The 19,562-nt window shown below is 70.1% G+C and carries 19 protein-coding genes and 1 rRNA gene; 12 read left to right on the top strand and 8 right to left on the bottom strand.

Going from position 1 to position 19,562, the window contains the following annotated elements; translation table 11 throughout:
• Positions 1-113: ribosomal RNA gene (rrf, locus tag KME77_RS12445) — 5S ribosomal RNA — on the top strand; the annotation flags it as partial.
• A 716-nt stretch (positions 114-829) separates the two neighbouring features.
• On the opposite strand, the gene KME77_RS12440 is transcribed toward rrf, so the two are convergent.
• Positions 830-1,456, bottom strand: coding sequence for a LysE family translocator (locus tag KME77_RS12440; RefSeq protein ID WP_219466070.1), 627 nt, complete (start codon positions 1,454-1,456; stop codon positions 830-832).
• 104 nt (positions 1,457-1,560) lie between these two features.
• Here KME77_RS12440 and KME77_RS12435 point away from each other — a divergent pair, with 104 nt between their 5' ends.
• Both KME77_RS12435 and KME77_RS12430 read left to right on the top strand, forming a co-directional pair.
• Positions 1,561-2,022 (top strand): Lrp/AsnC family transcriptional regulator, encoded by a 462-nt coding sequence (locus KME77_RS12435; RefSeq protein ID WP_219466068.1) that lies wholly within the window; start codon positions 1,561-1,563, stop codon positions 2,020-2,022.
• A gap of 168 nt (positions 2,023-2,190) precedes the next feature.
• Positions 2,191-2,919: a hypothetical protein gene (locus tag KME77_RS12430; RefSeq protein WP_219466065.1), complete on the top strand. Its 729-nt coding sequence runs from the start codon at positions 2,191-2,193 to the stop codon at positions 2,917-2,919.
• Positions 2,920-3,126: 207 nt separating this feature from the next.
• Here KME77_RS12430 and KME77_RS12425 read toward each other — a convergent pair whose 3' ends face one another.
• On the bottom strand, positions 3,127-3,525 hold the full coding sequence (locus KME77_RS12425) for a RidA family protein (RefSeq protein ID WP_219466062.1): 399 nt from the start codon (positions 3,523-3,525) through the stop codon (positions 3,127-3,129).
• Between the two features lie 72 nt (positions 3,526-3,597).
• On the opposite strand from KME77_RS12425, the gene KME77_RS12420 reads away from it, so the two are divergent.
• Genes KME77_RS12420 through KME77_RS12410 form a run of 3 tightly spaced genes read left to right on the top strand, consistent with a single transcriptional unit; the run spans position 3,598 to position 5,401 of the window.
• Complete coding sequence (locus tag KME77_RS12420) at positions 3,598-4,494, top strand: LysR family transcriptional regulator (RefSeq protein WP_219466055.1); 897 nt, start codon at positions 3,598-3,600, stop codon at positions 4,492-4,494.
• A gap of 33 nt (positions 4,495-4,527) precedes the next feature.
• Positions 4,528-4,884 (top strand): ArsR/SmtB family transcription factor, encoded by a 357-nt coding sequence (locus KME77_RS12415; protein ID WP_219466052.1) that lies wholly within the window; start codon positions 4,528-4,530, stop codon positions 4,882-4,884.
• A 1-nt stretch (position 4,885) separates the two neighbouring features.
• Positions 4,886-5,401 carry an SRPBCC family protein gene (locus tag KME77_RS12410; protein WP_219466050.1) on the top strand — a complete coding sequence of 172 codons (516 nt, stop codon included), beginning with the start codon at positions 4,886-4,888 and terminating at the stop codon, positions 5,399-5,401.
• 6 nt (positions 5,402-5,407) lie between these two features.
• Here the strand turns inward: KME77_RS12410 and KME77_RS12405 are convergent, their stop codons facing one another.
• Positions 5,408-5,815 carry a MerR family transcriptional regulator gene (locus KME77_RS12405; RefSeq protein WP_219466047.1) on the bottom strand — a complete coding sequence of 136 codons (408 nt, stop codon included), beginning with the start codon at positions 5,813-5,815 and terminating at the stop codon, positions 5,408-5,410.
• Positions 5,816-5,902: 87 nt separating this feature from the next.
• Here KME77_RS12405 and KME77_RS12400 point away from each other — a divergent pair, with 87 nt between their 5' ends.
• Complete coding sequence (locus KME77_RS12400; protein WP_219466045.1) at positions 5,903-6,952, top strand: aldo/keto reductase; 1,050 nt, start codon at positions 5,903-5,905, stop codon at positions 6,950-6,952.
• A 143-nt stretch (positions 6,953-7,095) separates the two neighbouring features.
• On the opposite strand, the gene KME77_RS12395 is transcribed toward KME77_RS12400, so the two are convergent.
• A complete protein-coding gene (locus KME77_RS12395; protein WP_219466043.1) occupies positions 7,096-8,565 on the bottom strand; it encodes a phosphodiester glycosidase family protein in 1,470 nt (489 codons plus the stop codon).
• 199 nt (positions 8,566-8,764) lie between these two features.
• Between KME77_RS12395 and KME77_RS29820 the strand changes: the two genes are divergently transcribed.
• Together KME77_RS29820 and trpS are read left to right on the top strand one after the other, a co-directional pair.
• Entirely contained in the window at positions 8,765-8,899 is a 135-nt protein-coding gene (locus tag KME77_RS29820) for a hypothetical protein (protein ID WP_281424109.1), read from the top strand.
• A gap of 184 nt (positions 8,900-9,083) precedes the next feature.
• Positions 9,084-10,046: a tryptophan--tRNA ligase gene (gene trpS / locus KME77_RS12390; RefSeq protein WP_219466041.1), complete on the top strand. Its 963-nt coding sequence runs from the start codon at positions 9,084-9,086 to the stop codon at positions 10,044-10,046.
• Positions 10,047-10,117: 71 nt separating this feature from the next.
• On the opposite strand, the gene KME77_RS12385 is transcribed toward trpS, so the two are convergent.
• The 3 genes from KME77_RS12385 to KME77_RS29815 form a co-directional block, all read right to left on the bottom strand.
• Complete coding sequence (locus tag KME77_RS12385) at positions 10,118-11,734, bottom strand: PucR family transcriptional regulator (protein ID WP_219466039.1); 1,617 nt, start codon at positions 11,732-11,734, stop codon at positions 10,118-10,120.
• Between the two features lie 98 nt (positions 11,735-11,832).
• Positions 11,833-13,458, bottom strand: a complete 1,626-nt coding sequence (locus KME77_RS12380; RefSeq protein WP_219466037.1) for an AMP-binding protein — start codon at positions 13,456-13,458, stop codon at positions 11,833-11,835.
• A gap of 12 nt (positions 13,459-13,470) precedes the next feature.
• The gene (locus tag KME77_RS29815; RefSeq protein WP_308250678.1) at positions 13,471-14,172 is read right to left on the bottom strand and encodes a TetR/AcrR family transcriptional regulator; all 702 of its coding nucleotides are present in this window, start codon (positions 14,170-14,172) and stop codon (positions 13,471-13,473) included.
• A 49-nt stretch (positions 14,173-14,221) separates the two neighbouring features.
• On the opposite strand from KME77_RS29815, the gene KME77_RS12370 reads away from it, so the two are divergent.
• On the top strand, positions 14,222-15,685 hold the full coding sequence (locus KME77_RS12370; protein ID WP_308250677.1) for an MFS transporter: 1,464 nt from the start codon (positions 14,222-14,224) through the stop codon (positions 15,683-15,685).
• A 4-nt stretch (positions 15,686-15,689) separates the two neighbouring features.
• On the opposite strand, the gene KME77_RS12365 is transcribed toward KME77_RS12370, so the two are convergent.
• Positions 15,690-16,400, bottom strand: coding sequence for an alternative oxidase (locus KME77_RS12365; RefSeq protein WP_219466033.1), 711 nt, complete (start codon positions 16,398-16,400; stop codon positions 15,690-15,692).
• A gap of 288 nt (positions 16,401-16,688) precedes the next feature.
• On the opposite strand from KME77_RS12365, the gene KME77_RS12360 reads away from it, so the two are divergent.
• Positions 16,689-18,002 carry an aspartate aminotransferase family protein gene (locus KME77_RS12360; RefSeq protein WP_219466029.1) on the top strand — a complete coding sequence of 438 codons (1,314 nt, stop codon included), beginning with the start codon at positions 16,689-16,691 and terminating at the stop codon, positions 18,000-18,002.
• Complete coding sequence (locus KME77_RS12355; protein WP_219466016.1) at positions 17,999-19,504, top strand: CoA-acylating methylmalonate-semialdehyde dehydrogenase; 1,506 nt, start codon at positions 17,999-18,001, stop codon at positions 19,502-19,504. Before KME77_RS12360 ends, KME77_RS12355 begins: the two co-directional genes overlap by 4 nt.
• Positions 19,505-19,562 lie beyond the last annotated feature (58 nt).

The raw sequence follows: 19,562 nt of genomic DNA, 5'->3' as shown, positions 1-19,562 counted from the left end.
GCGGTTATGGCGGGAAGGAAACACCCGGTTACATTCCGAACCCGGAAGTTAAGCTTCCCAGCGCCGATGGTACTGCACTCGGGAGGGTGTGGGAGAGTAGGTCACCGCCGGACAATCGTTGCATGACAGGAAGGGCCCCACGCCGTATGGCGGGGGCCTTTTCTGCGTTTACGGGGTTGTCTGGTTTCGGTTCGGCTCGCGCTGCCGGGTTGTCGGGTTGCCGGTCCGCTTGTGCGGGTTGCTGGTGTGGTCGGCGCTGCCGGGTGGCCGGGACGGTCGGCTGCGAGTTGTGGGGTGGCCAGGCCGCAGCGGGGCGGCTGCGGGGCTGCTTCGTCGGCCGCAGGGGTTCGCGGGGTCAGTGGTGCGGCCGCCGTTGGGGGTGACCGAGTCGAGGGCAGGCTGCCCTGCCAGTAGCCGGGGTTGCTTTACCGGCCGTGGGCTGTTCCACCAGCGGTGGCGCCCCGGCCATTGGCGAGTTGCTCTGTCGGCGCGGGCTGTCCCGGCTGCGGTGGGACCAGGTCGGCAGCGGGCTGCCCTGCCGCCGCAGGCTGTCCCTGCGAACGATGAGGCGGCTACGGGCCGTTCAGCGATGAATGGTCGAGCATCGTCCGGTGTTAGGCACGGTCCCGGTTGTGTCGTTCTCGCTTGCGGTCGGGCCGGTAGTGGCTCGGACTTGCCTTGGTCCGGCATCGTTTCACGTTGCTTCTGCTTCGGCGCTTTCGCCGCGTCGGTGACCACCTCGGCCACGCCGGCCGTGCGCACAAGCCCCCATACGAGCCCCGTACAACTTGCCAGGTGAGCGAGGAGCCGCTCACGACAGTCGCGCAGGTCAGTGCGGGCTCAAGGTTACTGCGGCGACCAGCAGCAGGAGGGTGCCGGAGATGGCGGTCATGCGGCGGGTGGCCTTCGGGGTGGTGGTGAGGGCGCGGCCGGCTCGGGTGGCGGCCTGGGCGACGAGGGCGTAGCCGATCGCGCAGTTGAGGACGTGGAGCAGGCCCAGTGCGGCCAGTTGGACGCCGATGGGGAGGGCGGCCTGCGGGGTGATGAACTGCGGCATCAGGGACAGGTACAGGAGGAGGCCCTTGGGGTTGAGCAGGGCTGTCAGCATGCTCTGGCGGAGCACCGTGGCGGTGGGCTGGGGGGCCGGTGCGGTGGGGGTTGTGCCACGGTGGCGCAGGGTCAGGAGGGTGCGGACGGCGAGGAAAATCAGATATGCGCCGCCTGCGTACCGGATGATCGGCAGGGCGCCGGGGATGGCGCGGAGTGCGGCGGCGAGGCCGGCGGCGGCCAGGACGGTGTGCAGGGCGTACCCGCAGCAGATGCCCGCGACCGCGATGAGGCCGGCGCGGCGGCCGGGGCCGAGGGAGCGGGCCACCACGTAGAGCATGTCCGGGCCCGGGGTGCAGATCAGCAGGATGTCCACGCCCAGGAAGAGCACGATCAGGTGCGGGTCCATGGTGTGGTCTCACCTCCGTTCAGACACGACGGTAGTCGAAACGGGGTGGCAGCCGATGGTGGGTATGTGCTGCGGCAGCGGGCTGCGTGGCAGGATGTTGCGTCATGGACAAGATTGACCGCAGGATCCTCCACGAGCTGCAGCGGGACGGGCGGCTCAGCAACACCGAGCTGGCCGACAGGGTGGGGTTGACGCCGTCACCCTGCCTGCGGCGGGTGCGGCAGCTGGAGGAGGCCGGAGTGATCCGCGGCTATCGGGCGTTGCTGGACGGCGCGGCGGTGGGGCGGGGGTTCCAGGCGTTCGTGACGGTGGTGATGCGGTACGAGGATCACGACACGGTGGCGGAGTTCGAGCGGCAGGTGGCCGGGATGCCGGAGGTCGTGGAGGCGCATCGGATGTTCGGGGACCCGGACTTCCTGCTGCGGGTGGCGGTGGCCGATCTGGGGGCGTACGAGCGGTTCTACTCGGAGCAGTTGTCAGGGTTGCCGGGGGTGGCGCAGCTGACGTCGCATCTCGCGATGAAGGTGGTGAAGGCGGACACGGGGTTGCCTGTTGACAGGAGGTGACGCTCCCGAGATGTGGGGATTGCAGGCCGCTTGAGCGACTTACAAGTTACTTTCCGTGATCTTATACAGTGCCGCGAAAGAGACGTGCAGGTGGGAGGACGGATAACAGAGGTGCACGACCCCGGAGGAACCACCGGACCGGGGCGCACACCTGTCAGGGGACACGTCATGAAGCGCATCTCGCTCGGTCTGGCCGTCGTCGCGGTCGCCGGTATCGCCGCCGCCCTTCCGGCCTCCGCCGCCTCCGCCACCACGACCACGTCGGCCGCCGACCCGGGCCCCGAGACCTGCCGCCAGGGTTACGTCTGGCGGGTCAGCCGGCCCTCCGACCTCGTCTGCGTCGCGCCCGGCACGCGTGACCAGGTCGCCGCCGACAACGCCGCCAGGTTCAGCCGCTGGACCAACGGCGCCTACGGTCCCCACACCTGCAAGGTCCCCTACGTCTGGCGCAACGCCTACAGCGGCGACGACGTGTGCGTGGTCAACTCGCAGCGCACCCTCGCCGCCTCGGACAACGCCGCCGGCAACGCGCGCAAGGTCCTGGCCAGGCTGTGGATCACCAAGTACACGATCCCGCCGAAGGACAACGGCGACGGCACCGCGACCAAGACCTCGGTCGACGACATCTCGCGCCTCAAGCTGAACGGCAGCCACTACAACCTGGGCCAGGTCAAGCTGGTCATCCGGTGGAACCACAACGACGCCGTGTTCTGGAGCGGCAGCGTGAACGCCAAGTCGCACAGCGGGTACGCGGGCGGCAGCTTCGGCTACAAGACCGGCAAGTTCGACTGCTCGGCCCCCGGCAAGCCCGCCAACGCCTACGCCTACGCGTACGACACGCAGTCGGGGCGGTACTCGGCTCGGGTGCCCGTGCGGATCGGGTGCGCGGTGCTCTGAGTGTCAACCGTCGACCTCCACGTTCGAATGTGGGGCCGATCTGGTCGCGGACGGCGACCGGATCGGCCCCATCCTTGTTTGTGGGCTGTGTGCGTGTGACGGGACGGGGGCCTGTGGTTCGTCTCAAGCCGCGCTTCCTCGGCATCACCGAGCGCCGGGAGACCGGCCCGCACGCGTGGCGCCGATGGCAGAAGGCCGCGTGGGGGCTCACGTCGATGGCGCGTGGCGCAGGCGGGCGTACACCTCGATCTCGATCTTCATGCGCGGGTCGGAGAGGCCGCAGACCAGCATGGTCGCGGCCGGGCGGACGTCGCCGAAGCAGCGGCGGAGAGCGGGCCAGCACGGCTCGAAGTCGTCGCGGTCCGGCAGCATGTAGCGGACCCGGACCACGTCGGCGAACGTGCAGCCCGCCTCGCCCAGGGCGGCGTCGATGTTGCGGAGGGTCTGTTCGGCCTGCTCGACGACGTCGTCGGAGATCGTCATGGTCGTGTAGTCGAACCCAGTGGTGCCCGAGACGTGCAGCCAGTCGCCGTCCACCACCGCGCGGGCGTAGCCGATCCGCTCCTCGAAGGTGGAGCCGCTCAAGATCGTCCGTCGTTCTGTCATACGGCGAACCGTAGGCAGGCAGGGGTCATATGTCCAACACGTCACGGACGTGGGTGTGATATCTCTGCGCGTATGGAGCGTCCTCAGCTTGCCCTGCACCAGCTGCACGCCTTCACCGTGCTGGCCGAGGAGCTGCACTTCGGGCGGGCCGCCGTACGGCTCGGCATCGCGCAGCCGCCGCTCAGCCAGCAGATCAGGCGGCTGGAGGAGAAGGTGGGACATCCGCTGTTCGAGCGCCGGCCGGGCGGGGTGGTGCTGACGTCGGCGGGGCGGGAGCTGCTGCCCGCCGCCCGGCGGGCGCTGGGTGAGGTCGCGGACGGGCTGGAGGCGGCGCGCCGGGCAGGCGGTGGGGAGGCGGGGCTGATCCGGGTGGGGTTCGCGGCGTCGCTCGCGCTGACGATCCTGCCGGGGATGCTGCGGGCCTACCGTGAGCGTCATCCGGCGGTCGAGGTGCGGATCAGCGAGATGACGACGGCGCCGCAGGTGGCGGCGTTGCTGGGGCGTTCGATCGACGTCGGGCTGCTGCGGGAGCCGCCGGACGTGCCTGGGCTGGTGGCCGAGGCGGTGCTGTCGGAGCCGTTCGTGGCGGTGCTGCCGGTGGGGCACGATCTCGCCGGGCAGCGGGTGGTTCCCGTCGCGGCGCTGGCGGCGGAGCCGTTCGTGCTGCTGGGGCCGGAGGCGGGGCCCACGGTGCACGAGCGGATCGTGGGGGTGTGCCGGGCGGCGGGGTTCGAGCCGCGGATCGGGCAGCACGCGGTGGAGTGGCAGACGGTCTGCGCGCTGGTCGAGGCCGGGCTGGGGGTGTCGATCGCGCCCGCGAGCGTACGGCGGGTGCGGCTCAAGGGGGTGGCCTACCGGCGGATCGAGCCGGCCGACGCGCGGACGGTGGTGGCGATGTGCCGGCGGGAAGGGGAGACGGATCCGCTGGTGGTGCGGTTCGTGGAAGTCGCACGCGCTTGCATGCCTTGATTCGTATATACGTATTGAGGTATGTTCACTGGCATGAGCGACGTCATCTGGGCGGCGCTGGTGGATCCCCATCGGCGCGCGGTGCTCGATCTGCTGCGTGAGCGCGACCATTCGGTCATGGAGCTGGTCGACGCGCTCGGCGTCACCCAGCCCACGGCCTCCAAGCATCTGCGGGTGCTGAGGGCGGCCGGTCTGGTCCGGGTGCGCAAGGACGCCCAGCGTCGCATCTACGCGATCGACCTGGAGCCGATCGCCGAGCTCGATCGATGGCTGGCCCCGTACCGGCGGCTCTGGAACGAGCGGCTGGACGCCCTGGGGCGCCACCTCGACGCCCCGGCCGAAGACGACTCGATTGAAGATGACACCACCGAGAGCGACAGGGAGTCCTGACATGGACCGCGGAACGTACATCGAGATCAACGGCCGTCCGGCCGTGCGATTCCAGCGCACCTACCCGCACCCGATCGAGCGCGTGTGGAAGGCGGTGACCTCACCGGAGGAGATGGCGTCCTGGTTCCCGCAGCGGGTGACGATGGAGGCGCGTCAGGGAGGGAGGATCGAGTTCTCCGACGACCCGAACGCCGAGATCGACAGCGGCACCATCCTCGTGTGGGAGCCGCCGCGCCGGTTCGCCTTCAGCTGGGGGACCGACGAACTGCGGCTGGAGCTGGAGCCCGACGGGGCGGGCGGCTGCACGTTCACGCTGGTGAACCTGCTGACCGCGCAGAACGAGGCCGCCCGCAACGCCGCCGGATGGGAGGTCTGCCTGGCCGAGCTCGACAAGCTCCTGCTGGGCGGGACGTCGGACGGGCCGCACAGCGAGACGGCCGAGCCGTGGAAGGAGCACTACGTCGCCTATGTCGCGGACGGGATGCCGTCGGGGGCCGAGATCCCCGGCCAGGGGTGAGGCGGCTCAGTTCCCCATGGGGTCGCAGGGGTGCTCGGTCAGGACGTCCTCCAGGATGTCCTCGTACACCCCGACCTTGTAGTTGATCAGGTCCAGGCACTCGCTGAGCCGCTCCATCTGGACCTGGACGTCCGCGCGGTGCTGCTTCAGCAGGGCGAGACGGTCGCGCTCGTTGCCGGCGCCCTCCCTGACCAGCTCGGTGTAGCGGCGGATCGAGGGGACCGGCATGCCGGAGGCGCGCAGGACGATGCACAGGGTGAGCCACTCCACGTCGTCCTCGGTGTAGCGGCGGTTGCCGCCGGGGGCGCGGCGCACGGGGTGGGCGAGAATGCCCTCCCGCTCGTAGAAACGCAGCGCGTGGACGCTCAGCCCCGTGCGCTCCGCCACCTGCCCGATGCTCAAGGTCTCCTGCATGCCGTACAGATTACGGGCTTGATCTAGAGTCGGCTCTAGCTCCTACGATGCCACGCGTGATCCCGTACGACGGCAAGGAGCTTGATCATGCGTTATCGCGTTCTCGGTGGCACCGGCATGGAAGTGAGCGTTCATTGCCTGGGGGCGATGATGTTCGGCTTCGTGGGCAACAAGGACCACGACGATTGTGCCCGGATCATTCACGCGGCCCTCGACCAGGGGATCAACTTCGTCGACACCGCCGACATGTACTCGACGGGGGAGTCGGAGGAGATCGTCGGGAAGGCGCTCAAGGGGCGGCGTGACGACGTCGTCCTGGCGACCAAGGTGCATTTCCCGCTGGGTGAGGGACGCAACCGGAGTGGCAATTCGCGGCGCTGGATCGTCCAGGAGGTCGAGGAGAGCCTGCGGCGGCTGGACACCGAATGGATCGACCTCTACCAGGTGCACCGGCCTGATCACCGCACGGACGTCGAGGAGACGCTTTCCGTGCTGGAGGACCTGGTGCGGGCGGGGAAGATCCGGGCGTTCGGGTGCTCGACGTTTCCCGCCGACGAGATCGTGGAGGCCTACCACGTCGCCGAGCGGCGGGGGCTGATGCGGTTCAGGAGCGAGCAGCCGCCGTACTCGCTGCTGGCGCGCGGGGTCGAGACGACCGTGCTGCCGGTCTGTCAGCGGCTCGGGATGGGGGTGCTGACCTGGAGTCCGCTGGCCTCCGGGTTCCTGACAGGACGCTACCGGCAGGGGGAGGCCGTCGACCTGTCGCGCGGGCGGGCGGCGCTCACGCCGGGGCGCTTCGACCCGGCCGCCGCGGGGAACGACGCCAAGTTCGCGGCGGTCGAGCGGCTGGTCGAGGTGGCGGAGGAGGTGGGGTGCTCGCTGCCGGAGCTGGCGGTGGCGTTCTGCGCGGCGCACCCGGCGGTGACGTCGGTGATCATCGGGCCGCGGACCATGGAGCAGCTCGAATCGCTGGTCAAGGGGGCCTCGGTGACGCTGGACGACGCGGTTCTCGACCGGATCGACGAGATCGTGCCGCCGGGGACGGACCTGTACCAGGTGGACGGGGCCTGGAAGCCGCAGGTGCTGGTGGACGCGGGGCTCAGGCGGCGGCCACTGTCCGAGCGGGCCGCCGGATAGGTCCTGTGCGGGTAGGCCGGGCAGGTTCGTGCGGGTGAGCTGGGTGTTCTACGCGAGTAAAAGGGCCGGGCCGCACACCCGAGCGAGTGCGGCCCGGCCCGGTCCGTCAGGCCCGGCCGATTCGTTGGGCCCGGCCCGGTCCGTTACCTGGGCAGCACCAGCAGCGCGTCGCCGACGCCGCGCTCGCGCCCGTCCGAGGGGCGGTTGACCAGCTTGCTGCCCACGACCATCGCCGTGGAGCCGCCCCCGTCCAGGTTGATCGCCTGCTTGGCGCCCAGCCACCGCATGAACTGGGCGGCCTCGATGAAGCTGGCCCCGACGGTCACGCCGGGCTGGCGGCCGTCGATGGTGGCCAGGATGAGGCTGCCGTTCTTGGTGGTGCCGAGGAGCGTACGCGGGTGGCGGCGCAGGATCATGTTCACCGAGTCGTGCCCGTCGCGCTTGGCCATGACCTTGACGTGGCCGTTGCGGACAAGACCGACATTTCCCCCGATGACGTGGAGGTCGGGGGTGAGCTTGAGCGCCCGGCCCGCCCGGATGTCCACGACCTTGGTGTCGATCCTGATGGTCGCGCCCTCGGTGCCGTTCGCGTTCAGCCACTCGGCGGCGACCCCGGTCCCGTGCAGGACCTGAGTGCCCTTCGCCACCGCCGCGCCCGAGGCGCGCAGGCCGACGACCTTGCCGGCGGCGTCGAGCACCACGTCGGTGCCGTTGTCGGCGGGCGTCTTGGCGCCGTACTCCTCGGTGTAGAGGACCAGCTCCTCGGCCACCGAGGCCCGGTTGACGCCGGCCACGGCCAGCCGCTGGCCGCCCGCTATGGCGGTCACCGTCGACTTGAGCTCGGTGACGCGCGCCGTACGTCCCTTGAGCACGACGGCGGAACGGCCGGGCACGGCCTCGCTGAGCAGCCGGCCGCCGACGATCGAGATGCCGACCGGCTCGCCGCGCAGGTTCTTGGCCGTGTGGATGTTGAAGAAGCCGCCGTTCACGGCGGCGAGGGCGCCCTGCGCCTTGGCCATCGCGGAGACGGTCTCGCGCTTGGCGACGCTGGTGCCGAGCGTGGCCCCGTACGAGCCGCGGAACTTCCTGGCGTCGATCACGACGACCTTGACGTCCCAGGGGCCGGTGGTCTTGGCGCCGTCGTCGCCGAGGAAGTCGACCTTGGCCTTGATCCCGGCGTCCTTGAGCTTCTTGACCGTCTGCGCGGCCTTGTCCTTCTCCTCCAGCTTCCACAGGCCCACCCGCACCATGTAGACGGTCTGCGAGGGGGCGTCGGCGACCTTCGGCCGGACGATCTGCTGCATGGTGGCGGTCTCGCCGGTGGCGGCGACCTCGGCGACCTTCGCCTCGGCGGTCGGCTGCATGCCGTAGTCGCGGCCGCTCGGCATCAGCACCGTGACCGTGTAGCCGTCGGTGGCGGAGCCGGCCTTGATGTCCCACAGGTCGATGCCGGGCGCGACGCTGGTCACCGTCTTGGTCGGCACGGACGGCACGCCCAACGGGAACTTCGCCGCGGGGAACGTCACCGCGAGCCCGTCCGCCGTGGCGGGCACGGCAGCGGCCGTGAGGACGGTGGCCATCGAAAGGCCGGCGGCAAGGGCGCGTCGAGACATGAGAACTCCAGAGGGCGGGCAAAGCATCCGACCCATCCTGACGAGAGCATGGTCATCGAGTCAGCCGAACACGCCAAACGGTTGGAGAGGTTACAAGATTGACATCCCTCGGGGGATTCTCCTGCGCGCATTGTGGGCGTGGCGTTACCTTGCGGTAGGCCGCCAACCGAGCGGCATTCCATTCCGAGAGGCAGCCGTCATGGGGCTGAACATCCTCCTTGTGATCATCGCGAGCGTCGTTCTCGGGTTCATCCTCGGCGTGTTCGCCACCCGCCCGCGGGCGTGGGTGATGTTCACCGATCCGGACGACAAACCCCGTCGTCACCAGGAGTGAGACGCGGGCCGTACGGTTCCGGCTCCGTACGGCCCGCGTCTACAATGGGGGTATGACACGCGTCAGCATGTGGTGGCGGCCGACAGACGGCCGCTGATCTCCACATGTCCGGGCCGTCCTCACGGGGGCCCGACGCGTAGGAGGGGTTCCCTCAGGGCGGCATCACCTGAGGAAAGGAACCGCCATGGACCACGTCGTGCTCACCGGAGACCGCCCCACGGGGCCGCTCCACCTGGGCCACTACTTCGGCACGCTGGCCAATCGCGTCGCCTTGCAGGACAGCCACACCATGTACGTGCTGATCGCCGACTACCAGGTGATCACCGACAGGGACCTGCCGGGGGAGATCCAGCGCAACATCACCGAGCTGCTGCTCGACTACCTGGCCATCGGTCTTGACCCGGCCAGGGTGACGATCTTCCAGCACAGCGCCGTCCCCGAGCTGAACCAGTTGCTGCTGCCGTTCCTGAGCCTGGTGTCGGTGGCGGAGCTGCAGCGCAACCCGACCGTCAAGGACGAGATCGCGCACAGCTCGCAGCAGGCGGTCAGCGGGCTGATGTTCACCTATCCGGTGCACCAGGCGGCCGACATCCTGTTCTGCAAGGGCACGCTGGTGCCGGTCGGCAAGGACCAGCTTCCGCACGTCGAGGTCGCGCGGCTGGTGGCGCGGCGCTTCAACGAGCGCTACGGGCCGGTCTTCCCGGTGCCCGAGGCCATGATGGGCGTGCGGCCGCTGCTCAAGGGGCTCGACGGCGGCAAGATGAGCAAGAGCCGCGGCAACGCCGTACACCTGTCCGCGACCGAGGACGAGACGGCCGCGCTGATCCGCAAGGCCCGTACGGACGCCGAGCGGCTGATCACCTACGACGAGGAGCGGCGGCCCGAGGTCGCCAACCTGCTCACGCTGGGCGGGCTGTGCCTCGGCCGCTCGCCCGAGTCCATCGCCGAGGAGATCGGGGACGGCGGGGCGGCGGCGTTGAAACGGCTGGTCACCGAGGCGGTCAACGAGTTCCTGCGGCCGATCAGGAAGCGGCGGCGCGAGCACACCGAGGCCGATGTCCGGCAGGTGCTGCGGGAGGGGAACGAGCGGGCGCGGGAGCGAGCGATCGTTATCCTGGACGAGGTGCGCGCGGCGATGGGCTTCTGACGTGCGGCTCTCTGGCGTGCGGGCATCCGGCGGGGGTGATGGGCGTGCGGCGGCGGTGGTCCTTCTCGGGGTCAGCGGCTGTCGCGGCGGAAGGACTCCAGCGCCAGCAGCGCCACGTGCAGCGACAGGCACGACTCGACGTCGTCCAGGTCGGTCTCCAGGATGCGCTCCAGGCGGCGCAGCCGGTCGTAGAAGGCGGGCCGGGACAGGTGCGCCTTCTGCGCGGCGACCGCCTTGTTGCGCCCCGCGTCCAGGTATATCCGCAGGATGCGGGTCAGGTCGCCGCCCCGCTGGGCGTCGTGCGCGAGCAGCGGCCCCAGCTCGCGCTCGGCGAACGTCTGCAGCCTGGCGTCGTCGCGCAGCAGGTGGAGCAGCCCGCGCAGCCGCAGGTCGGGCAGCCGGTAGAAGGCCCGGCCGTCGGGCTGGCGCACGGCCACGTCGGCCACCTGCTCGGCTTCGAGGAAGCTGCGCCGTACGTCCCTGATCGACTCCACCACCGAGCCCGAGGCCAGCACGAACGCGGCGCCGGGCTTCCACAGCACGCGCAGCCGCTCCGACAGCGCGGTCAGCGCGGGCTCGGCGGCCGAGCGCGGCGGCAGCGGGAGCAGGACGCCGATCCGGTCCTGGTCGAGCGCGCCCACGAGGGCGGGCAGGCGGGCGTCGCGGCAGGCGGCGGCGGTGGCCTCGGCCAGCTCGCCGAGCTGCGCCTGCCCGTCGAGGGCCTGCTCGACGGGCTCGGTCGGGCGGATGACGACGCTGATCAGCCGGCGCCCGGTGAGCGGCACGCCGACGGCGCGGGCGCGGGCGGCGGCCTCCTCGGGGTCGGCGTAGGCGTGAGTGAGGATGCCGGTGATGATCGTGCCGTGGGCCTGGCGCTCCAGGGACTCCTGGTGGCGTTCGAGGAGGCGGCCCAGGGCGAGCGTGGTGGCGGCGCGCTCGGCGAGCACCAGGTCGCGCGGCGACGGCGGGGCGTCGCAGAACAGGATCAGCCTGCCCCAGTCTTGCCCGCGCGCGCCGACGGTGGTGACCAGCCAGCCCGAGGCGACGTCGTAGGCCGTCCGCCCGGCCGGGGCGACCGCCCGCGACCTGGTCTCCCAGCCGGCCAGCAGCGATCCGGCGTCGCGGCCCGCGGACTCGCAGGCGAGCACCTGGTGGGCGAGGTTCTCCAGCAGGACGGGGCGGCTGGACAGGCGCGCGACCTGGGCGAGCACCTCGGCGGGCGAGGCCCCCTCGACCGACAGCTCGGTGAACACCTCGTGCAACTGCTCCGAGGCCCGCAGCTCCTCCAGCTGGATGTCGATGATCCGCGCGTGCACCGACTCGGTGATCTGCACGAACGGCGTCTCGCGGGTCAGCACGATCAGCGGCAGCCCGTGCTCCTCCGCCGCCTTGACGACCGCGCGTGGCAGCTCCCGTACGAACCTGCGGCCCAGCTCGACGATCAGCCCGGAGGCGCCCACAGCGGAAAGCTCGCCGATGTAGTCGGCGAGCTTCTCGGGGTCCTCGGGCAGCGCCACCCCCGTGGTGAGCACCAGCTCCCCGCCCCGCAGCAGGTGGGCGATGTCGGCGATCTCGCCCACGTGCACCCAGCGCACCTTGGTGTCCAGCCGGTCGTCGCCCGCCACCACGCGCGGGCTGCCGCGGCGGACGGTGTCCAGAGCCAGGACGTCGGCGATGGTGGGGAGCACGCGCCCGAGCCTAGCCGATCAGCTTGTAAGATCGTCTAGGCACCCTGTTACAGTTTGATAGGTATGTCCCTTTACAAGGTGACGGTCGGCGCTCGCGCTCACGTGCCGAGCTCGTCCTCCCGGTACTCCCGTGCGGGCTCCTGCGCGCGCAGCTCCACCCGCCGGATCTTGCCGGAGATGGTCTTCGGCAGCTCCCCGAACTCCAGCCTGCGCACTCGCTTGTAGGGCGCCAGCTCGCGCCGCGAGTGCTCGAAGATCGAGCGGGCCGTCGCCTCGTCCGCCTCGAACCCAGGCGCGAGCGTCACGTAGGCCTTGGGCACGGCCAGTCGTACGGGATCGGGGGCGGGCACCACGGCGGCCTCGGCCACGGCCTCGTGCTCCAGCAGGACGCTCTCCAGCTCGAAGGGCGAGATGCGGTAGTCGGAGGCCTTGAAGACGTCGTCGGTCCGGCCGACATAGGTGATGTAGCCGTCGGCGTCACGGGTGGCGACGTCGCCCGTGTGGTAGTGGCCGTCGCGCATCGCCTCCGACGTGCCACCGACATATCCAGACATCAGGCCTAGCGGGCGGCGGTCGTCGAGCGGCAGGCAGATCTCCCCGTCCTCGCCCTCCTCGCCGGTGACCGGGTCCAGCAGCACGATCTCGTACCCGGGGAGCGGGCGTCCCATCGAGCCGGGCTTGACCGGCTGGTCGGGGACGTTGCCGATCTGGGCCGTCGTCTCGGTCTGACCGTAGCCGTCGCGGATCGTCAGGCCCCACGCCTTGGCCACCTGGTCGATGATCTCGGGGTTGAGCGGCTCGCCCGCGGCCACCGCCGTGCGCAGCGGCAGCCGCCACGCGCTCAGGTCCTCCTGGATCAGCATCCGCCACACCGTCGGCGGCGCGCAGAACGTCGTCACCCGCTCGTCGCGCAGCACCTCCAGCAGGGCGACGGCGGAGAAGCGCTGGTAGTCGTGGATGAGCACGGTCGCGCCCGCGTTCCACGGGGCGAACACGTTGCTCCACGCGTGTTTGGCCCACCCGGGCGACGACACGTTGAGATGCACGTCGCCGGGCCGCAGCCCGATCCAGAACATCGTGGACAGATGGCCCGCCGGATAGGACGCGTGCGTGTGCTCGACCAGCTTGGGGCGGGAGGTGGTGCCCGAGGTGAAGTAGAGCAGGAGGGTGTCGTCGGCGCGGGTCGGGGCGTCGGGGGTGAAGGCGGAGCCGGCCTCGCGGGACTCGGCGTAGGGCAGCCAGCCGTACGCGTCGCCCACGGCGATCCTGGTGCAGCCGCCCTCGGCGTCGAACTTGCCGGCGTCCGAGGCGTTGGCGATCACGTGCGCCACGTCGCCGCGCTCGACGCGTTCGGTGATGTCCTTGGCGGTCAGCAGCGTCGTCGCCGGGATGATCACCGCGCCCAGCTTCATGGCCGCCAGCAGCGACTCCCACAGCTCGGCCTGGTTGCCCAGCATGAGCAGGATCCGGTCGCCGCGGCTCACGCCCTGCTCGCGCAGCCAGTTCGCCACCTGGTTGGAGCGGGCCGACAGCTCGGCGAACGTGTACGAGACCCTGCCGACGATCTTCAGTGCGACCGCGTCCGGGGTCTCGGCGGCCAGCACGCCGTCGAACCAGTCGAGCGCCCAGTTGAACTCGGCCGCCCGCGGCCAGCGGAAGTCACGACGGGCGGTCGGGTAGTCGGCGCCGAGAAGGAGGTCACGTGCGGCACGGAAATCGCTCATGACAGGATCCTGCTACTTCGCCAGCCGCCTCTCAAGGCCGTCGAGCACCGACACCAGGCCGAAGTCGAAGGCGAGCTCGCGGACCGTGCCCGGATCCTCGTACTGGTCGGCGCGGATGCCTTCGAGGAGGTCGGGGAAGTCGGCGGCGGCCATGGCGACCTGGTCGGCCAGGGCCTGGCTGTCGTAGTCGCTGTCGGCCATCGCCGCGTTCCACGCGATCTGCGGGATCGTCATGCCGAACACGTACGCGGTGAGCGTCCCGTTCGCGTAGTCGATGTCGAGCCCGGTGAAGCCGGCCAGCTTGAACGCCCTGCGCGTCCGGTCGGCGACCGTGAGCGCCTGGGGGCCGAGGGCGGGCATGTGGCCGATGAGGTCGGCCGACCACGGGTGGCGCAGCATCACCTGACGCATGCTGTGCGCCATGACCGAGACGGCGTTGCGCCAGCCGACCGTCTCGGGGTCGGGGACGGCGATCTCGCCCCAGATCTCGTCGTAGACCAGCTCCAGCAGCTCGTCCTTGTTGGCCACGTACCAGTAGAGGCTGGTCGCGCCCGACATGAGCTTGGCGCCGAGCTTGCGCATGCTCAGGCCGTCGATGCCCTCGGAGTCGAGCAGCTCCATGGCGGCCCTGACGATCTCCTCGCGGCTGCGGCCGGGGCTGGCCACTTTGCGAGGCTCGCGGAACCACACGGAGTTGAACGGCTTGCTGGTCACCGCCCCAGGATAAATCCACTCGCACACTGTACGAGTCCTGTCGTACAGTGTGCGAGTGGAATCGAACACTGTACGAGACCCCCGGCGCTGGTGGATTCTCGTAGTCCTATGCCTGTCCCTGTTAGTGCTTGTGGTGGACAACACCGTCCTCAACCTGGCGATCCCGAAGCTGATCAAGGACCTGGGGGCGAGTCCCGGTGACATCCAGTGGATCATCGACGCGTACGTGCTGGCCTTCGCCGGGCTGCTGCTCACCGCGGGCAGCCTGTCCGACCGGTTCGGCCGCCGCCGCTTCCTGATCATCGGCCTGGTGTTCTTCGGCGGCGCGTCACTGCTGGCCGTGCTCTCGACCGAGCCGTGGCAGCTCATCGGCTCGCGGGCCCTGATGGGCGTCGGCGGGTCGCTGCTGATGCCGTCCACGCTGTCGATCCTGATGACCGTCTTCGACGAGTCCGAGCGCCGCAAGGCCATGGCCGCCTGGAGCGCCGTCGCCATGGTCGGCGTCATCGCCGGGCCCACGCTGGGCGGCTTCCTGCTCGACCACTACTGGTGGGGCTCGGTGTTCCTGCTGAACATCCCCATCGCCGCCGTGGCCGTCGTCGCCGCCGTGACGCTGATGCCCGAGACCCGCAGCCCCGGACGCAGGATCGACCCCCTGGGCGTGCTGCTGTCGATCGTCGGGCTGACCGCGGCCGTGTACGTCATCATCGAGCGCGAGTGGAACCCCGTCGGCATCACGATCGCCGTGGTCTTCCTGGGGGCGTTCGTGATCTGGGAGCGGCGCTCGGCGCACCCGATGCTGCCGCTGGAGCTGTTCAGGAACCGGAACTTCAGCGGGGCCTCGTTCTCCATCCTGCTGATGTCGTTCGGGGCCGGGGCCGTGATGCTGATGCTGACCCAGTACCTGCAGTTCGTGCTCGGGTACGGGCCCATGCAGGCCGGGCTCGCGCTGCTGCCGTACGCGATCGCCGCCGCCGTCTTCAACGGGCTCGGCGCCGCGCTCGGGCAGAAGGTGAGCAACCGGGCGCTGATCGCGAGCGGGCTCGTGGTCATGGCCGGCGGGTTCGTCGTGCTGGCCACCACCGCCGGGTACGTGCCGCTGCTTGTCGGGCTGCTGGTGATGGGTGTGGGTGGGGGCCTCGCCGGTCCGGCCGCGTACGCCTCGCTGATGGGGGCCATCCCGATCGAGCACGCCGGTGTCGGCTCGGCGCTGAACGACACGGTCCAGCAGGTCGGCATGGCCATGAGCATCGCGATCCTGGGCAGCGTGCTGGCCGGGGTGTTCACCTCGTCCATGCCCTCGGACGTGCCCGAGGCCGCCAAGGAGTCGATCGGGTCGGCCTTCCAGCTCGGGTTCGTGGAGCCGGCCAGGTCCGCCTTCACCGACGCGATGCACTTCGGGTCGTGGGTGGGGGGAGCGTTCTGCGTGGCGGCGGCGCTGCTGGCGCTGGCGGTGCTCCGGCCGCCCGCGCCCGTCGACACCCCGGCCGAGCCCGCGCCGGCGTCGCCCTGAGGCCTCAGCGGATGCGGGGCTCCTGCATGGCCTCCAGGCTGTCCAGCTTGTGCGTCCGCTCGTCGTGGCCGACCTGTCGCAGCAGGTCGGCGACCGAGCGGTGGTAGCCGTACTCGGCGGCGTACGTGCCGGGGTCCGGCACCAGCTCCAGGTCCGGGTTCTCGGCCACGAACGTCATGTACTCGTGCTCGGCGTGGTCCTCGAACTCCGCGTTCAGCCGGTAGCTCCAGTCGGGCCTGACCAGGAACAGCACCCATGACACGTGGTAGTAGAAGAACGAGATGATCCACGGCGCCATCCGGTGCAGCAGCCAGTTCTGCTTGTGCCCGTTCCGCTGGACGAGGTCCTGCATGATCAGCAGGTGCCACTGCTCGTTGTCCTGGTCGGCGCGCGCCTCCACGATGCGCTCGAAGACCCGCCTGGCCAGGGCCGAACGGCCGGCGTGGCGGTGCACGGCCCAGTAGCCCATGCGCTCCCACGCCTGGTACGGCACGCGGGCGATGGTCTCCAGCATGGCGAACTTGGTGTAGGAGCCCTGTTTCCCGTACATGAGGTCCACGGGCTTGAACATCATTTTCGCCAGCAGGCTGTACTGCATGCGCGGGGTGTCGAGGGTGTCCTGCTGGGCCTGGCGCAGCTGCTGGCGGTCCAGCTTCGGGGGGCCGGGGTGGACGGCGGGGTAGGTGACGGTGTGGCGGTCCGCGGTGATGGTCATGTCCGCTCCTTCGGGGCGTTTCCGGTGATGACTCGATGGTGGGGGAGCGGGGCATGCCTGGTCGTCGGCCGCCGGTGGGCATTCGTGGTGCGTCTGGCGGCGTACCGGCGGAGGTAGTCGTACGCCTGCAGACGGACGGGACATCCCCTAAGGGGAGGGCATGGGGCCGGATTTGTAAGTCCTAATGTCATGACATAGAGTGCGTGCGTAACACCCTGTAAGGGGATGTCGAGGCATGCCGACAGGTTGCAGGTGGGAGGGGTGATGACGAGCCGCGATACTCGGAGCATGTCGGAGCTTCTCGCCCGCCACCGGGCAGTGATTCCCAACTGGGTCGCACTCAACTACAACGAGCCCATCGAGATCGTCAGCGGCAAGGGCAACCGGGTCGTCGACGCCGATGGCAAGAGCTATCTCGACTTCTTCGCCGGGATCCTCACCAACATGATCGGGTACGACGTGCCCGAGGTGCGCGAGGCCGTCGAGCGGCAGCTCGCCACGGGCGTCGTCCACACCAGCACGGTGTACCTGCTGCGCGGCCAGATCGAGCTGGCCGAGAAGATCGCCAGGGTCTCCGGCATCCCCGACGCCAAGGTCTTCTTCACCAACTCCGGCACCGAGGCCAACGAGACCGCGCTGCTGCTGGCCACGTACGCGCGCAAGACCGACCAGGTCCTGGCCATGCGGCAGAGCTACCACGGCCGCAGCTTCGGCGCGATCAGCGTCACCTCCAACCGCTCCTGGAAGAACAACTCGCTCTCCCCCCTGAACGTGCACTTCCTGCACGGCGCGGACCGGCACCTGACCCAGTTCAAGGGCATGTCGGACGCCGACTACATCGCGGCCTGCGTCGACGACCTGCGCCACCTGCTGGCCACGGCCGTCTCCAGTGACGTGGCCGCGCTGATCGCCGAGCCGATCCAGGGCGTGGGCGGGTTCACGATGGCGCCGGACGGGCTGTTCGCCGCGTACAAGGAGGTGCTGGACGAGCAGGGCATCCTGTTCATCTCCGACGAGGTGCAGACCGGCTGGGGCCGTACGGGCAGCGCGTTCTTCGGCATCCAGAACCACGGCGTGACGCCGGACATGATGACCTTCGCCAAGGGCCTGGGCAACGGGTTCGCGGTCGGCGGGATCGTGGCGCGCGGCGACCTGCTGGACGGCCTGCCCGCCGTGGGGCTGTCCACGTTCGGCGGCAACCCGATCTCCATGGCCGCCGCCAACGCCACGCTCGACTACGTGCTCGACCACGACCTCCAGGCCAACGCCGCCAGGACCGGCAAGATCATCCTCGACGGGCTGCACGAGGCGGCGCGGCGGCTGCCGATCATCAAGGGCGTGCGGGGCAAGGGCCTGATGTTCGCCGTCGAGCTGGAGAGCCCGGCGCAGTGCGCGAGGTTCATGGAGGAGACCAAGAAGGCGGGCCTGCTCGCCGGCAAGGGCGGCCTGTACGGCACCGCCATCCGCATGGCCCCGCCGCTCACGCTCACCGTGGAGGAGGCCTCCGAGGGGCTGAGCATCATCGTGCACGCGCTTGAGACCATCGCCCAGGAAGCCGCAGCAGCACAGGAAACCGACAACGCGGAGGCAGCGACTCAGTGAAGTCCGTCAGACACTGGATCAACGGAGAGCTCGCGGACGGCGACAGCCGTTCCCAGGACATCTTCGACCCGGCGACCGGCCAGGTCAGCGGCCAGGTCGCGCTCGCGTCCGCCCAGGACGTGGACGCGGCCGTGGCCGCCGCCGTCGCGGCCTTCCCGGCCTGGCGGGACGCGTCGCTGGTCAAGCGGGCGCAGGTGCTGTTCCGCTTCCGCGAGCTGATGTACGCCCACCGCGACGAGCTGGCCGCGCTGATCTCCGCCGAGCACGGCAAGGTGCACTCCGACGCGCTCGGCGAGGTGGCCCGCGGGCTGGAGGTCGTGGAGTTCGCCTGCGGGATCCCGCACCTGCTCAAGGGCGGCTTCTCCGAGGGCGTCTCGACCCGGGTCGACTCCTACTCGCTGCGGCAGCCGCTCGGCGTCGTCGCCGGGATCACCCCGTTCAACTTCCCGGCCATGGTGCCGATGTGGATGTACCCGATCGCGATCGCCTGCGGCAACACGTTCGTGCTGAAGCCGTCGGAGAAGGACCCGTCGGCGTCGCTGCTCATGGCGCGGCTCTGGCAGGAGGCCGGGCTGCCCGACGGCGTCTTCAACGTCGTGCAGGGCGACAAGGTCGCCGTGGACCGGCTGCTGGAGCACCCCGACGTGCGCGGCGTCTCGTTCGTCGGCTCCACCCCGATCGCCAGGTACGTGTACGAGACCGGCACCGGCCACGGCAAGCGGGTCCAGGCGCTCGGCGGCGCCAAGAACCACATGCTGGTGCTGCCCGACGCCGACCTCGACCTGGTCGCCGACTCGGCCGTGTCGGCGGGCTTCGGCTCGGCCGGTGAGCGCTGCATGGCGATCTCCGTCGTGCTGGCCGTGGACCCGGTCGGCGACGAGCTGGTGCAGAAGATCGTCGAGCGCGTGGACAAGCTGGTGATCGGGCCGGGCAGCGACCCGGCGTCCCAGATGGGGCCGCTGGTCACCGAGGCGCACCGCGACAAGGTCGCCTCCTACCTGGACCTCGGCGTCGAAGAGGGCGCCAAGCTGGTCGTGGACGGCCGCGAGACGGCCGTGCTGGGCGGCGGCAAGGCGTCGCAGGCTCCCGGCTTCTGGCTCGGGCCGACGGTGCTCGACCACGTGCCGGCGGGCTCGCGGGTGCACACCGAGGAGATCTTCGGCCCGGTGCTGAGCGTCGTGCGCGTCGGCTCGTACGAGGAGGGGCTGGAGCTGATCAACGGCGGCCAGTACGGCAACGGCACCGCGATCTTCACCAACGACGGCGGCGCGGCCCGGCGCTTCCAGAACGAGGTCGAGGTCGGCATGATCGGCGTCAACGTGCCGATCCCGGTGCCGATGGCGTTCTACAGCTTCGGCGGCTGGAAGTCCTCGCTGTTCGGCGACACGCACGTGCACGGCACCGAGGGCGTCCACTTCTACACCCGTGGCAAGGTCGTCACCTCCCGGTGGCTCGACCCCTCGCACGGCGGGGTGAACCTGGGCTTCCCCACGAACGGCTGAGTCGACAAGGAGGGATGCCTCGCATCCCTCCTTGTCGCCCTCCCCCTATAAACTCCAG

Origin of the sequence: Nonomuraea rhizosphaerae (assembly GCF_019396405.1) — a bacterium.
Classification (GTDB): Bacteria; Actinomycetota; Actinomycetes; order Streptosporangiales; family Streptosporangiaceae; genus Nonomuraea; species Nonomuraea rhizosphaerae.
Note: the sequence above shows the minus strand (reverse complement) of the source record. Positions and strands in the feature narration are given on the sequence as shown.